This window comes from Actinacidiphila sp. bgisy144 (assembly GCF_057708105.1).
Map to the genome: position 1 here is coordinate 35,561 of NZ_JBYIRM010000026.1, position 14,183 is coordinate 49,743.

Here is a 14,183-nt window from a genome sequence, read left to right on the forward strand (position 1 = left end):
GGCCGTCAGAGGCTGAGGGCCGCGATGCCGGCCAGGACGATGGCGGCGCCCAGGACGCGGCGGGCGAGGTCGCCCTCGTGGAAGAGGCGCCAGGCGAGGAAGGAGCCGAGGACGATGGAGGACTCGCGCAGCGGGGCGACGAGGGCGACGGGCGCGGTGCGCATCGCGGTGAGGACGAGGATGTAGGCGAGCGGCGAGAACACCGCGACCGTCAGGATCGGTCCGGTGTCGGTGCGCAGGGCGGCTGGTATCCGCTCCCGGCGGCGCAGCGCCCGGGGGGTGAGGACCAGGCTCTGCAACAGGAACGTGCCGGTGAAGTACGTGACGGGCGCGATCGACGCGACCGCGTAGCCGTCCCAGAGGGTGTACGCGGCGATCGTGGCACCGGTGGCCGCGCCCCACAGCACGCCCCCGCGGGGGTCGGCCCCGCCGCCGCGGAACGGGTTGCCGGTCACGACGGCCACCCCGGCCACCACCACGGCCGCGCCGAGCACCGCGACCGCGGTGGGCCGCTCCCCGAGCAGGAGGATCGCGAAGCACATCGTCAGCACCGGCCCGGTGCCGCGGGCCACGGGGTAGACCACGCCGAGTTCGTAGCGGTCGTAACCGGTCTGGAGCGTCAGCGAGTACACCGCGTGCAGTCCGGCCGAGACCAGGCAGGTGGCCCCGAGCCGCCAAGTGGCGTGCTGCGCACCGGTGATGAGGGGGACGGCCCCGATCGGTACGCACAGCAGGGTCGCGGCGCAGGTGTAGGCCCACACGAACACGGCGGTGTCGCCCCGCTTGTACTTCGACACCGTGTTCCACACCGCGTGGGCGGCGGCCGCGACGAGGACGATCGATATCGTGCCCGGGCGCATCAGGAGATGTCGGGGAGGTCGATGCCGGCGCGGTCGGCCAGGCGGCGGCGCTCGGGGTCGCGCAGGGCGAGCGCGGCGGCGAGGGCGTCGACGGTGACGAGATGGGCGAGGCGGCTGCCCGCGGCGGCCATCTGCGCGGGCAGCGGCGAGCCGCCGACGACGAGGGCGACGTCCGCGAGGGACGCCAGTGGTGTGCCGTAGTGGTCGGTGATCGCGATCAGCGTGGCGTCGCCGGAGTTGGCGGCGTCGGCGACGGCGACCGTGGAGGAGGTGCGGCCGGTGGCGCTGACCGCGATGACGACGTCGCCGGCGTGCAGCAGGCGCGTGGCGATCATCGCCGACTCGTGGTCGGCGATGCCGGTGGCCCGCGCGCCGAGCGCGCGCAGCCGGAAGACGGCGTCCGCGGCGACCGCGGCGGAGGTGCCCGCGCCCACGACGAGGACCTGGCCGGCCGCCCGCACCGCGTCGGCCGCCGCGTCCACGGCGGCCGGGTCCAGGGCGCCGGCGAGCGCGGTCAGCGCGTCGTGGCCGGCGCGGACGGCCGCCTCGACCACCGCGGCGGGGGTGGCGTCCTCGGTGAGCGCGGCGGAGGGCGCGAAGAACTCGGTGGTGCCGCGGGCGCGGGCGATCTCCAACTTGAGTTCGGTGAAGCCCTGGTAGCCGATCGCGCGGGCGGCGCGGACCACGCTCGGGGCGGACACCCCGGCGCGTGCGGCGACCTGCGCGGTGGTGCCGGTGCCGACGAACAGCGGGTCGGCGAGGAGGAGTTCGACCACCTTCGCCTCGCTCGCGGGCAGGGCGCCGCTGCGCGCCCGTACGGTGCCGAGCCAGCGGGTGAGCGGGTCGTCCGCCCGCGACGAAACATCGTTACCTCTTTTGTCGTCCACGTGTAACAGAGTAACGTGGCGGTCATGGCTCAGACCGGCGATCCCCAGCACCCGCCCACCGGCCCGGCCGTCGCCGTGGTCGGCCCCGGGGCGATCGGCACCACCGTCGCGGCGGCCCTGCACGAGGCCGGCCGCACCCCGGCGCTCTACGGCCGCACACCCCGCGCGCACCTCGAACTGCGGGACGAGGACGGCTTGGTGGCCGTGCCCGGCCCGGTGCGCACCGACCCGGCACACGCCGAACCGGTCGGCCTGGTGCTGCTGGCAGTCAAGTCCACCCAGGTCGCCGCCGCGGCACCGTGGCTGGCGGCGCTGTGCGCACCGGGCACCGTGGTCTGCGCGCTCCAGAACGGCGTCGAGCAGGAAGCGGCGATCTCCCCGTACGCGCCCGGCTGCCCGGTGCTGCCCTCGGTCGTGTGGTTCCCGGCCGAGGCCCAGCCGGACGGCGCGGTGCGGCTGCGGGGCCAGGCGCGCCTGACGCTGCCGGACGTGCCCGCGGCCCGCGTGGTCGTCGACGCGCTGCACGGCACCCGGTGCCTGGTCGACCTCGCCGCGGACTTCACCTCCGTGGCCTGGCGCAAACTGCTCCAGAACGCGGGTGCGGGGCTGATGGTCCTGGCCGGGCGCCGCGCCGGCATGTACGCCCGCGCCGACATCGCCCGGCTGACGGCGGACTACCTGCGCGAGTGCCTGCGGGTCGCCCGGGCCGAGGGCGCGGTGCTCGGCGACGAGGTGCCGCAGGAGATCGTCGACGCGTTCCGGGCGTTCCCGCCGGACCTGGGCACCTCCATCCTCGCCGACCGCGAGGCCGGCCGCCCGCTCGAGTGGGACATCCGCAACGGCGTCATCCCGCGCCGCGCCCGCGCCCACGGCATCCCCACCCCGATCAGCGACGTCCTCGTCCCGCTGCTGGCCGCCGCGAGCGACGGCCCCGGGTGACCGCGGCCGCACCGACTCCGGTCCGGCGGCCGGCGGTACGTCGCGACGGTCAGCCCGACTGCCGTGCGGGGCGCGGGGCCTGACGCGGCGCCATGGTCGCGGCGGCGTCCGCGTCGCGGACGGCGAGCGCGACCGGAAGGGCCAGCAGCGACACGGCCGCGGCCACGAGGAACGCGGCGTGGTACGCGCCAAGGTCCGCGGCGGCGCGGCCCGCGCTGCCGCCCCGCGCCGGACCCGTGGCCGCGAGCACGCTGCTGAGGAGCGCCACCCCGACGGCGCCGCCGAGCTGCTTGCCCGCGTTGAAGAGCGAGGACGCCCGCCCGGTCCGCTCCTTGGAGACCGTGGCCATCGACGCGGCCTGGCTGGGGATGAACACGAAGGAGACGCCCAGGCCCAGGCCGAGCATGGCCAGCAGCACCGGCACGGTGCCGCTCCCGGTGGCGGCGCCGGTGCCGACCCCGGTCATCGAGGCCAGCGTGCCCGCCATGACCAGCAGCCCGGCGGCCGCGATCCGACGCGGTCCGAAGCGCCGGTAGAGCACGCGGGTCACCAGCTGGCCACCGGCCATGACGCCGAGCGCGGACGGGAACACCGTCAGGCCCGCGCGCACCGCGGACAGGCCGAGCGCGTCCTGGAAGAACAGCGAGGCCAGGAACAGCGCGCCGAGGTAGGCGACCGAGCCGAGGCCGTACAGGCCCGTCGCGCAGGCGAACATGCGGTTGCCGAACAGCCGCAGGTCGACCAGCGGGTGCGCCGCCCGCGACTCGACGAGGACCAGTGCCGCCAGCAGCGCCGCGCCCGCGCCGACCGCGGCCAGGACGGGTGCGGCCGTCCATCCCCGCGACGGCCCCTCGCAGATGCCGTACATGACCGAGCCCAGCCCCAGCCCGGACAGCAGCAGGCCCTTGACGTCCAGCCGCCCGGGGCGGGCGGGGACGTGGCCGGCGAGGGCCGCGACGCCGTACGCCAACGTCGCCGCGCCGATCGGCACGTTGACGAAGAACGCCAGCCGCCAGGATGCGTAGGTCGTGAACACCCCGCCCAGGATCGGGCCCAGCGCCGGTGCCAGCGCGGTGACCAGCGCCAGGACACCGGAGATCCGGACCCGCTCGGCCGGCGGGTAGACCCGGAAGAGCATCGCCAGCCCGACCGGGGTCATCACCGCGCCGCCGACGCCTTGCAGGACGCGGAACGCGACCAGCTCGTCCAGGCCGGTGGAGATCCCGCACAGGGCCGAGGCGAGCGTGAACAGGCCGATCGCGCCCAGCAGCGCTCGCTTGCCGCCGATCAGGTCACCGAGCCAGCCGGAGGCGGGGATGAAAACCGCCAGGCTCACCAGGTAGGCGATCGAGACCAGGCCGACGCTGCCGGCGCGGGCGTGCAGGTCGCTGCCGATCGTGGGCAGGGCGACGTTGACGATCGTGGTGTCCATGACGGCCATGAACATGGCGGCGACGTAGACCGTCGCCACGACGGGCTTCTGATCCAGGCGGAGGCTCATGGGAAAAACGCTAGCACTATCACTGACATACTCAACTATTGATGATGCCAGCGACATGGGCTATGGTGGCGCTGTGATCACGGCGTCAGACCTTCCGATCCCGGTCCCGGACGACCACGGCGACGACGCCGCGGCCGAGGCGTGGCAGCGCATCCGCGCGATCAGCCACAATCCGGCCGCGATGGCGGCCTTCCACCAGATCGTCCAGGAGACGGGGCTGCCGCTGGCGCCCCTACGGGCGCTGCTCGTCCTCCCGCTCGACGAGCCGGTCCCGATGCGGCAGCTCGCCAAGCGGCTGGGCTGCGACAACTCCTACGTGACCTCGCTGGTCGACGCGCTCGAACGGCGCGGGCTGGCCACGCGCCAACAGCACCCCACCGACCGGCGGATCAAGGTGATCGTCCTGACCGACGAGGGCCGTGCGCTCACCCGCCGCGCCCAACTCGCCGATGCCACCCCGCCCGGCTCGTTCGCCGGTCTGACCTCCGCCGAGGTCACCACGCTCCGCGACCTCCTGCGCAAGATCACTCCGTCGCAGCCGGCCTGACGCGGCGACAGCGGCGGCTGGGCCGCGGGCCGCCGCGTTGTGCGGGTCTGTTCACTTCCTTGACGCTGCCATGCGTCGGGCGCACACTTCCAGGCGTTTGCGTTCATCCTGTGAACCCTGTGAACGCGGACACAGCGCGACTCGGTACCCGCAGATGGCCCGGTCGTAAGCGGTCGGGGCATCGTTCCCACCTGGGAGAAATCGTATGCGCATGGCTCGACTCGCGGTCGCCGCTGCGACCGCCGCGGTCGCTCTGACCGTACCGATGGCGATGCCGGCGGCCGTCGCCGCAGGACACCCGCAGGACGCCGCCACCGCGCGGCCCTGGCTCAACGCCCACCTGCCCCTGGAGAAGCGCGTCGACCTGCTGCTGGCACAGCTGACCAACGCCGAGAAGGCGTCGCTGATGACGGCGGTCGCCAAGCCGAGCGGCTCGCACGCGACCGGCTACATCCCGGGCGTCGACCGGCTCGGCATCCCCGGGATGCAGTTCACCGACGGGCCGAGCGGGGTCCGCGACGGGCAGCCGGCGACCGCGCTGCCCGCCCCGGTGTCGCTGGCCGCGTCCTTCGACACCGAACTGGCCGAGCGGTACGGCGCGGTGATGGGCACCGAGGCCAGGTCCCGCGGCTACCAGGTGATCTACGGCCCGATGGTGAACATCGTGCGCACCCCGCTGGGCGGCCGCGACTTCGAGACGCTCGGCGAGGACCCCGAACTCGCCGGCGACATCGCCAGTTCCGAGATCGGCGGCATCCAGGACCAGGGCGTGGCCGCGCAGGTCAAGCACTACGCGGGCAACAACCAGGAGAACGCCCGCACCACGTCCAGCTCGGACATCGACGAGCGCACCCTGCACGAGATCTACCTGCCCGCGTTCGAGAAGGCGGTCAAGGACGGCCACGTCTGGTCGCTGATGTGCGCGTACAACAAGGTCAACGGCACCTACGCGTGCGAGAACGCGCAGATCCTGCGGGAGATCCTGCTCGACGAGTGGAAGTACGACGGGGTGGTGGACACCGACTACCCGGCCAATCACAGCACCGTCGCGGCCGCGAACGCCGGCCTGGACCAGGAGTTCGCCGGCACCACGTACTTCGCCCAGCTGCCCGCGGCCGTCGCCGCCGGGCAGGTGCCGCAGTCGGTGCTGGACGACGCGGCCCGCCGCATCCTGCGGCTGGAGTTCCGCACCGGGCAGTTCGACCCGAAGGCGCCGGTCACGGCCGACCTCGACGCGGACAGTGCGTTCGCCCGCACCGCCGCGGAGGACGGCAGCGTGCTGCTGAAGAACAGCGGCTCGGTGCTCCCGCTGGACACCGGCAAGCTCGGCTCGCTCGCCGTGATCGGCCCGAACGCCGACACCGCGGTCACCGGGGGCGGCGGCAGCTCGGCGGTCACCCCGTACAAGACCGTCGACCCGCTGAGCGGGCTGACCGCGCGGCTGGGCAGCGGCGTGGACATCACCTCGGTCAAGGCCGGGCACGGCAGCGGGTATCCGGCGATCCCGGCGTCCGCGCTGACCGGGCTGAAAGGCGAGTACTTCGCCAACACCACGCTCAGCGGCACCCCGGCCCTCACCCGCAGCGACACCGACATCGACTTCGACTGGGGCAACGGCTCCCCGGGCGACGGCATCCCCGCCGACGGGTTCTCGGCCCGCTGGACCGGTACGGTCACCGCGCCGGCCACCGCCGCCTACACCTTCGCCGCGACGAGCGACGACGGCAGCCGGATCTACCTCGACGGCAAGCTGATCGTCGACAACTGGGGCGACCACGGCGCCCAGACGGCCACCAGCAGCCCGGTCCAGCTGACCGCGGGCGAGCCGCACACCCTGCGCGTGGAGTACTACGAGAACGCCGGCGGCGCGTCGGTGAGCGTCGGCTGGTCGGCCCCGGGCCTGCCCGACCCCTCGATCCAGGCCGCGGTCGCCGCCGCGAAGAGCGCGGACGCCGCCGTCGTGGTGGTCGGCGACTACTCCAGCGAAGGGTCGGACCGCACCACGCTGGCGCTGCCCGGCAACGAGAACGACCTGATCGAGGCGGTCGCCGCCGCCAACCCGAAGACGGTCGTGGTGCTGCGGGCCGGCGCCCCGGTGCTGATGCCGTGGCTCGCGGACGTGCCCGCGGTGCTCGACATGTGGTACCCGGGCCAGGAGGACGGCAACGCGCTGGCCGCCCTGCTCACCGGCGACGCCTCGCCCGGCGGCCGGCTGCCCGTCAGCTTCCCGGCCACCGACACCCAGACCGCGGTTGCCGCCGCCCCCGGCCGCTACCCGGCGGTGAACGGCGTCTACGACTACAGCGAGCAGCTCGACGTCGGCTACCGCTGGTACCAGGACGAGGACCAGACCCCGCTCTTCCCGTTCGGCTACGGCCTGACGTACACCACGTTCCGCCTCTCGCACCTGTCCGTGCTCTCGCCCGGCGCGGGCACGCTCACCGCGGGCAGCGGCACCACCGACCCGGTGCGCCTGAGCGTGGACGTCACCAACACCGGCAAGCGCGCGGGCGCCGAGGTGGTGCAGGTCTACCTCGGGCACCCCAAGGGCTCGGGCGAACCCCCCAAGGAGCTGAAGACCTTCGCGAAGGTGCGGTTGGCGCCCGGCCAGACCAAGCGGGTCCAGCTCACCCTGGGCGCCGACGCGCTGCGGGTGTGGGACAGCGCCCACCACGACTGGACCGTGCAGGACGGCAGCTACCCGGTGTACGTCGGCGAGTCCTCCGCCGACACCCCGCTCACCGCGTCGCTGACGGTCCACCGCACCGCTGGTGTCCAGGCCACCGCCGTCACCGCCGCGGCGACCACCGGGGCGGGCAGCACCGCCACGGTGCGGCAGACCTTCACCAACACCGGTGACACCGCGGTACGCGGCGCGCGGCTCGCGCTGACCGTGCCGGCCGGGTGGACCGCCGCGCCCGCCGCCGGCAGCACCACGTCGTACCCGACCGTGGCCGCGCACTCCGCGGTCAGCACCTCCTGGACCGTGACCGCCCCCGCGGACGCGGCCGCCGGAACCGCCACCCTCACCGGCAAGGCGGCGTACACCCTGGACGGGCGGCAGACCCGCACCGGCACCGCCACCACCGTGGTGCCCTACCGCACCCTCGCGGCCGCGTACGACAACGAGGGGATCAGCGCCGACAGCGACCCGTCGACCGGGAACCTCGACCCGGGCGGCTACAGCTACTCCGCCACCCAGCTCGCGGCGGTCGGCTACACCCCCGGCGCCACCGTCACCGCCGACGGGCTCGACTACACCTGGCCGGACACCCAGCCCGGCCAACCGGACAACGTGGCGGCGAACGGGCAGGTCATCGAGGTCAGCGGCAAGGGCACGAAGCTGGGCCTGCTCGGCGCCGGGGTCGGCTCCGCGCACTCCGGCACGGTCACCGTCACCTACACCGACGGCACCAGCAAGGACCTGAGCGTGGACTTCCCCGACTGGTACGCCAACGCGGCCGGCGGCAACAGCCGGCTGGCGGTGACGACCGCGAACTGGAACCGCCCGGCCACCGACACCATCGGCGCGCACGCGGTGAGCCTGTACACCACCGGGGGCGCCCTCGACGCCTCGAAGACGGTGGCCACGGTGACGCTGCCCGCCGACTCCGGCATCCACGTGTTCGCGCTCTCCGTGGGCTGAGCGTCTCCGCGCGTTGAGCCGGCATCGCGGGGCTGAGGCACCGCAACGGCCCAACGGCGGCGGGCCGTCCGGGAGTTCCGGGCGGCCCGCCGCTGCTCAGCCGGCCGGGCCCAGCACCACCGGAAGCGTCTGGTGGCCGTTGGTGATCAGGGACGGCACCCGCGGCAGCGCCCCCAGCGGCGTCGCGAGCCGGGCGCCGGGGAAGCGGGCGAAGAACGCGCGCAGCGCGACCTCCGCCTCCAGCCGGGCCAGCGGCGCACCGAGGCAGAAGTGCACGCCGTGGCCGAAGGCGAGGTGTTCCGGGCCGGGCGCGCTGCGGGTGACGTCGAACTCCCCGGCGCTCTCGCCGTGCCAGTCCGGGTGCCGGTTGGCGGCACCGTACGCGGCGAGGATCGGCTCACCGGCGGCGATCACCTGACCGTCGGGCAGCGGTATGTCGCGCACCGCGAACCGCATCGGCAGGTTCTTCACCGCCGGCTCCAGCCGCAGCGTCTCCTCCACCACCGACGACCAGTCGGCGCCGCCGGAGCGGACCAGGTCCAGCTGGTCGGGGTGGGTCAGCAGCGCGGCGATCGCCTGGTCGAGCAGGTTGACGGTGGTCTCGTAGCCGGCGCTGATCATCAGCAGCAGCGTGTCGCGCAGCTCGGTCTCGTCCAGCGCGGAGCCGTCGCCCTCGTCGTCGCGCGCGGCGATGAGCAGCGAGGTCATGTCGTCGCCGGGCGCGGTGCGCTTCGCGGCGATCAGGTCGTCCAGCACCCCGTACAGGCGGACGGTGTTGGCCATCGCCTCCTCGGGGCTGAGCGTGGTGGAGAAGACCCCGTCCACCACGGTGCGGAAGTCCGCCTGCTGCTCCTCGGGCAGCCCCATCAGGTGGCTGATCACCCGGATCGGCAGCGGGTAGGCGAAGTGCTCGCGCAGGTCGACCGGTTCGCCGGGGGCTTCGTCGGCGAGCGTGCCCAGGCCGTCGAGCAGGTCGGTGACGATCTGCTCCACGCGCGCGCCGAGCGCGGATATCCGGCGGGCGGTGAACGCGGGCGCCACCAGCCGGCGCAGCCTGCGGTGGTCGCCGCCGTACGCGGTGAACATGTTGTGCACCGACACCCACAGCGCCAACGGCCAGGTCGCGACGGCGTGTTCGTACGCCGGCCAGTGCTGCCGGGCGTCCTTGGAGACGTCGGGCCCGGTCAGCAGCTGCTTGAGCAGCACCGGGTCGGTGACGGCCCAGGCCGGCACCCCCAGGACGTCGACGCGGGCGGCCGGGCCCTGCGCGCGCAGCTTCTCGTGCTCGGAGTCCGGGTCGGAGCCGGTGGGGTCCAATACGAACGGGGTGGACTGGGACACGGCGGTGCTCCGTTCAGCTCGGGGAGGCGGCGGGCGGTGCGGGGACGGGCGGGAAGGTGACCGGCAGCGCGGTCAGCGCGCGGTGCCAGGGGCCCGGCCGCCAGGTCAACTCCTCGGCGGGCACGGCCAGATCCATCTCCGGCAGCGCGTCGAGCAGGTGGACCAGCGCGGTCTCGGCGATCAGGTAGGCGTGCGACTTGGCCGGGCAGGCGTGCGGGCCGTTGCTCCACGCCAGGTGCGCGCGGTTGCCGACCCGCCGGGTGGGCGCGGCGCCGATCGCCGGGTCGTTGTTCGCGGCGGACATGCAGATCACGACCGGCTGGTGCGCGGGCAGCAGCACCCCTTCGACGTCCACCGTCCGCGGCGGGTACGACACGCAGTACGACGCCATCGGCGGGTCGGTGAAGAGCAGTTCGTCCAGCGCGTCGCGCACCGACAGGCTGCCCGCGTGCAGGTCGCCGGAGAACCGGTCGTCGGTGAGCAGCAGCCGCAGCGTGTTGGTGATCAGATTGGTGGTCGGCTCGATGCCCGCGCCGTAGAGCGTGACCAGCTGGTGGTCCATCTCCTCGTCGGTCAGCTCCGCGGGGTGCCCGATCAGCCAGCTGGTGATGTCCGCGCCGGGCGCCTCGCGCTTGCCGGACGTCAGGTCGCGCAGCGCCTGCCCGAGCAGGAGGTTGCCGGCGGCGGCGTCCACGCCCTCGAAGATCGCGGCCATGCCCGCGGCGACCCGCTGCCCGATCTCCGGGGGGCAGCCCAGCATCTCGTTGAGCACCCGGAACGCGATCGGCCAGGCGTACTGCGTGAGCAGGTCGGCGTGCCCGGTGGGGCTGAACGCGCCGATCGTCTCGGCGGCGACCTGCTCCACGGTGGCCCGCAACTGGTGCTGGTTGACCCGGTCCAGGCTCGCGGTGTTCGCCCCGCGGTAGCGGTGGTGCTCCGCGCCGGAGGAGCGCAGCGCGTTCGGCCGCCACTCCATCATCGGCTTCACCGGGCAGTCGTCGGGCACGTCGCGCTGCCACACCCGCGGGTCGGCCGGGAAGCGCTGCGGGTCGTTGAGGATGCGCAGCGCCTGCGCGTACCCGATGACGAGGGTCGCCGGGACGCCGGGGGCCAGCTCCACCGGCACCAGCGGGCCGAACTCCGCCCGCATCCGGGCGTAGGCGCCGTGCGGGTCGGCGGCGAACTCCTCGGTGTGCAGCGGCACGCGCCGGCCGGGCGCGGCAGGGGCCGGCACAGGGCCGGTGTACGGCGGGGACGTCACGGGCTCGGCTCCAGTTCGCGGGAGTTCAGGTACTCGACGAGCGTGATCAGCGCACCCACACAGGACTGCCGGTCCCGCGCGTCGCACGTGGTCAGCGGTGTCGTCTCGGCCAGGTCGAGGGCCTGGCGGACCTCGTCCAGCGGGTAGTCGACGCCGTCCTCGAAGCGGTTGACGGCCACCGCGTACGGGGTGTCGTACTCCTCCAGCAGGTCCAGCACGTCGTGGCAGCGGTCCAGGTCCCGGGTGTCGACCAGCACCAGCGCGCCCAGCGCGCCGTCGGCCAGCCCCTCCCACAGCGGCTTGAAGCGGACCTGGCCGGGGGTGCCGAACAGGTACAGCACCAGGCTCTCGTTGAGGTGCAGCCGGCCGAAGTCCATGGCGACGGTGGTGGTGGTCTTCTCCGGGGTGCCGCGCAGGTCGTCCACGCCGAGGCTCGCCTCGGTCATGGCCTCGTCCATCCGCAGCACCAGCGGCGCCACGGTGCCCACCAGCGTGGTCTTGCCGACCCCGAACGGGCCGGTGACCAGCAGCTTCGCCGAGCGGGTGATGGTGGGCGGCAGATAGTCGAAACCCGGTGGGGCAGCGGAGTCGCCGGGCGGGCCGGCCGCCTTCGGCCGGTCGGTGTCAGGCGATGGAGCGGAGGCCATGCAGTACTTCCTTCAGCAGTTCGGTGGACGGCGCGTCGGCGCGGGTGCGCCGCACCGGCGCGGCGAGGTGGCCGGAGTCGATCAGGCCGGAGACCAGAATCCTGACCACCGACGGCGGCAGCTCCAGCGCGGCGGCGATCTCCGCCACCGCGACCACGCCGCCCCGGCAGAGGGCGAACACCCGGCGGGCGTCAGGGGCCAGGCCCTGGGGCGGGGCGGCGGGCGCGGCGATCACCAGGGACTCCAGGCGCACGTCGCGCGAGGGGCGGCTGCGCCCGCCGGCGCGGACGTAGGGCCGGACCAGGTCCGGGTCCCGCCGCGGTCCGCTCACCGCGCCCTGCCGCCCTCGCCGACGGGTCGGCGCTCCCTGCTGGCCAGTTCGTGGCCGACCCGCTGCGCCAGCGCGTTCATCCGCTCGCTGATCAGGCCGATGTCGCTGTCCGGCGCGGCGCACACCGCGAGCAGCGAGTTCTCCGCGGCGGCCGAGGCGAGCCCGATCCACTGGTCGGTCTCGATCAGGTGCTGGCGCACCGCGTTGGGCTCGCCGCGGCGGCCGGTGACCTCCGCCCAGGCCAGGCCCGCCGCCCGCAGCGCCGCGGTGACGGCCGCCAGCTTGTCGCCGGTGTCCTTGTCGACGGTCTTGGTGTACGAGCTGAGCAGGCCGTCGGAGGTCATGTGGACGGCGAACCGCACGCCCGGGCACGTGCCGAGGTGCTCGTCGAGCAGCCAGCCCAGCGCGTTGTCGTCGTGAGTCTTGAGCATGTCAGGAACCGCCCTTCGAAGTGGCCGACGAGTGCTGCGACGTGTCCGGTCCGGCGGTCTCCCGCGCGCCGGCGTCCCGTACGGACTCCTGCTCCGCCGGGACCTGCTCCGACCGGGTGTGCGCCGACGGCTCCCGCTCCTGCTGCTCCGACAGCGCCCGGCCGCGCCGCGACCCGTCGGCCCACGCGGCGGCGATGTCGGGCCGCCCGGGCCTCGCCTCGGCCGGGGGCGTCGGGGGCTCGGCCGCCGGTGCGGGCTGCGGCCGGCGCCGCCGCCGGGTCAACCCGCCGGCGGTGGTGGCCGGTTGGGGGTCGGCGGCGGCCGGGACGGTCCGCGCCTCGGCGCGGCGCGGCGCGGGCGCCTCGTACGGCTGCGGGTCCTGCGCGGCCTGCGCCGGCACGTAGGGCTGAGCGGCGGTGCGGACCGGCAGGTGCCCGCCCGGCTGCTCGACCGGGAGCGTGGTCAGCAGCGCGGCCGGTACGAAGACCAGCGCGCGGGTGCCGCCGAACAGGTTGGGCGCCTCCAGGTCGATCCGGAAGCCGTAGCGCGCCGAGAGCTGCGCGGCGACCCGGAAGCCGGTCTGCGGGTAGGCGCCGAGGGCGTGGATGTCCAGCGGCTGCCGGCCGCTGAGGATCTCCCGGGCCCGCTCCAGCTGTTCGGGGCTCATCTGCAACCCGGCGTCGTCCACGACCACCGTCACGCCGTTGTGCCCGGTGCGGAAGGAGACCTCCGCGTAGGAGGTCGGCGGGGCGTAGCGGACGGCGTTGTCGAGCAGGATCGCCAGGGTGTGCACCAGCGCCTCGACCGCGCGCGGCACCACCGCCCGGTCCAGCTCCTGGGTGCGCACCCGGTCGTAGTTCTGGATGCGGCCCATCGCGGCGCGGGCGATGTCGGTGAACTCGGTGGCCGGCAGGCGGCGGCCGAGGGTGCCGCCGGACAGCACCATGTAGCCCTGGGCGATGCGCAGCATCTGCTGGGCGGTGTGGTCGATCGCCATCAGCGTCTCGTACGCGTCGTCGCCGTCGTGGCGGCGCACGCCGACGCTGACCTCCTCGGCGAGTTCGGAGCCGAGGCTGACCAGGGCGGAGGCGAAGGTGAGCACCGCGGCGCGGGTCGCGTCGCGGGCGTCCTCGTGGGCCTGCGCCACCTGCTGCTCCGCGGTGTCCTGCGCGTCGCGCCGGGTCCGGCGGACCAGCGCGGTGTGCCGGGAGACCAAGTCCTCGACGTGCTGGGCGAGCGGGGTGCCGGCCAGCGGCTCGGGCAGCACGAACTCGACCTCGCGCTCCTCGCCCGGCTCCAGGGCCGCGGCGGTGGCCTCGGCCAGCCCGGAGCCGGCCAGGTAGCCCAGCGCGTCCTCCACCGCCCGCTGCCGGGCGGCCAGTTGGCGTACGCGTTCCTGCTCGGCCCGCAGCGCGGACCGGGTCAGGGCGTGTTCCTGCTCGGCCCGGGCCAGCCCGGTGCGGGCCTTCCGGCGGAACCGCAGGGCCGTGCCGCCGCCGGCCAGGGCGAGCGCCAGCAGCAGCGCGGCGGCCGCCTCCTGTATCAACGTGGTCATCAGATCCTCATCGGGAATCAGGAGTCAGGGCACGGCGCGACGCCCGGCCGCGGGCGGTGGCGGGGTCGGGGGACGCTGACAGGTGGCGACGGCGGCGGGCGGGCCCGGTGCCATACGGGCGGGCGCGCCGGCCGGTGGCCGGAATGCGCGGACGTGATGTCCCGGCGGACCGGCCGCGCGGGGCGGTCGGTGCGGGAAGGTGCCGTGCTGGATTCGAAGGTGCCCGGCCGATTTCGG

Annotated in this window: 12 protein-coding genes; 3 read left to right on the plus strand and 9 right to left on the minus strand. The window is 74.5% G+C overall.

What is annotated here, in order from left to right:
• Positions 1–5 precede the first annotated feature (5 nt).
• Together AC3EVP_RS26475 and AC3EVP_RS26480 are read right to left on the minus strand one after the other, a co-directional pair.
• Positions 6–860 carry an EamA family transporter gene (locus AC3EVP_RS26475; RefSeq protein WP_435133895.1) on the minus strand — a complete coding sequence of 285 codons (855 nt, stop codon included), beginning with the start codon at positions 858–860 and terminating at the stop codon, positions 6–8.
• Complete coding sequence (locus AC3EVP_RS26480) at positions 860–1,747, minus strand: MurR/RpiR family transcriptional regulator (RefSeq protein WP_435133898.1); 888 nt, start codon at positions 1,745–1,747, stop codon at positions 860–862. Before AC3EVP_RS26480 ends, AC3EVP_RS26475 begins: the two co-directional genes overlap by 1 nt.
• A gap of 24 nt (positions 1,748–1,771) precedes the next feature.
• On the opposite strand from AC3EVP_RS26480, the gene AC3EVP_RS26485 reads away from it, so the two are divergent.
• Positions 1,772–2,686 carry an oxidoreductase gene (locus AC3EVP_RS26485; RefSeq protein WP_435133901.1) on the plus strand — a complete coding sequence of 305 codons (915 nt, stop codon included), beginning with the start codon at positions 1,772–1,774 and terminating at the stop codon, positions 2,684–2,686.
• Positions 2,687–2,735: 49 nt separating this feature from the next.
• Here AC3EVP_RS26485 and AC3EVP_RS26490 read toward each other — a convergent pair whose 3' ends face one another.
• Positions 2,736–4,187: an MDR family MFS transporter gene (locus AC3EVP_RS26490; RefSeq protein ID WP_435133904.1), complete on the minus strand. Its 1,452-nt coding sequence runs from the start codon at positions 4,185–4,187 to the stop codon at positions 2,736–2,738.
• Between the two features lie 73 nt (positions 4,188–4,260).
• On the opposite strand from AC3EVP_RS26490, the gene AC3EVP_RS26495 reads away from it, so the two are divergent.
• Both AC3EVP_RS26495 and AC3EVP_RS26500 read left to right on the plus strand, forming a co-directional pair.
• Positions 4,261–4,734 (plus strand): MarR family winged helix-turn-helix transcriptional regulator, encoded by a 474-nt coding sequence (locus tag AC3EVP_RS26495; RefSeq protein ID WP_335976987.1) that lies wholly within the window; start codon positions 4,261–4,263, stop codon positions 4,732–4,734.
• A gap of 211 nt (positions 4,735–4,945) precedes the next feature.
• Positions 4,946–8,380: a glycoside hydrolase family 3 C-terminal domain-containing protein gene (locus AC3EVP_RS26500; RefSeq protein ID WP_435133908.1), complete on the plus strand. Its 3,435-nt coding sequence runs from the start codon at positions 4,946–4,948 to the stop codon at positions 8,378–8,380.
• A gap of 96 nt (positions 8,381–8,476) precedes the next feature.
• Here the strand turns inward: AC3EVP_RS26500 and AC3EVP_RS26505 are convergent, their stop codons facing one another.
• Genes AC3EVP_RS26505 through AC3EVP_RS26530 form a run of 6 tightly spaced genes read right to left on the minus strand, consistent with a single transcriptional unit; the run spans position 8,477 to position 13,946 of the window.
• A complete protein-coding gene (locus AC3EVP_RS26505; protein ID WP_435133911.1) occupies positions 8,477–9,721 on the minus strand; it encodes a cytochrome P450 family protein in 1,245 nt (414 codons plus the stop codon).
• Positions 9,722–9,734: 13 nt separating this feature from the next.
• Positions 9,735–10,955, minus strand: a complete 1,221-nt coding sequence (locus AC3EVP_RS26510; RefSeq protein WP_435133914.1) for a cytochrome P450 — start codon at positions 10,953–10,955, stop codon at positions 9,735–9,737.
• Between the two features lie 23 nt (positions 10,956–10,978).
• A complete protein-coding gene (locus tag AC3EVP_RS26515; RefSeq protein WP_435133917.1) occupies positions 10,979–11,629 on the minus strand; it encodes a GTP-binding protein in 651 nt (216 codons plus the stop codon).
• The gene (locus AC3EVP_RS26520) at positions 11,607–11,960 is read right to left on the minus strand and encodes a DUF742 domain-containing protein (protein ID WP_335976974.1); all 354 of its coding nucleotides are present in this window, start codon (positions 11,958–11,960) and stop codon (positions 11,607–11,609) included. Before AC3EVP_RS26520 ends, AC3EVP_RS26515 begins: the two co-directional genes overlap by 23 nt.
• Positions 11,957–12,391, minus strand: a complete 435-nt coding sequence (locus tag AC3EVP_RS26525) for a roadblock/LC7 domain-containing protein (protein ID WP_335976972.1) — start codon at positions 12,389–12,391, stop codon at positions 11,957–11,959. Before AC3EVP_RS26525 ends, AC3EVP_RS26520 begins: the two co-directional genes overlap by 4 nt.
• A gap of 1 nt (position 12,392) precedes the next feature.
• On the minus strand, positions 12,393–13,946 hold the full coding sequence (locus tag AC3EVP_RS26530) for an ATP-binding protein (RefSeq protein ID WP_435133920.1): 1,554 nt from the start codon (positions 13,944–13,946) through the stop codon (positions 12,393–12,395).
• Between the last annotated feature and the right edge of the window lie 237 nt (positions 13,947–14,183).

What these genes read in the sequence shown, in the direction of transcription:
- AC3EVP_RS26475 (WP_435133895.1), bottom strand. Translation starts at nt 860, where the DNA reads ATGCGCCCGGGCACGATATCGATCGTCCTCGTCGCGGCCGCCGCCCAC.
- AC3EVP_RS26485 (WP_435133901.1), top strand. Translation starts at nt 1,772, where the DNA reads ATGGCTCAGACCGGCGATCCCCAGCACCCGCCCACCGGCCCGGCCGTC.
- AC3EVP_RS26490 (WP_435133904.1), bottom strand. Translation starts at nt 4,187, where the DNA reads ATGAGCCTCCGCCTGGATCAGAAGCCCGTCGTGGCGACGGTCTACGTC.
- AC3EVP_RS26500 (WP_435133908.1), top strand. Translation starts at nt 4,946, where the DNA reads ATGGCTCGACTCGCGGTCGCCGCTGCGACCGCCGCGGTCGCTCTGACC.
- AC3EVP_RS26515 (WP_435133917.1), bottom strand. Translation starts at nt 11,629, where the DNA reads ATGGCCTCCGCTCCATCGCCTGACACCGACCGGCCGAAGGCGGCCGGC.
- AC3EVP_RS26525 (WP_335976972.1), bottom strand. Translation starts at nt 12,391, where the DNA reads ATGCTCAAGACTCACGACGACAACGCGCTGGGCTGGCTGCTCGACGAG.
- AC3EVP_RS26530 (WP_435133920.1), bottom strand. Translation starts at nt 13,946, where the DNA reads ATGACCACGTTGATACAGGAGGCGGCCGCCGCGCTGCTGCTGGCGCTC.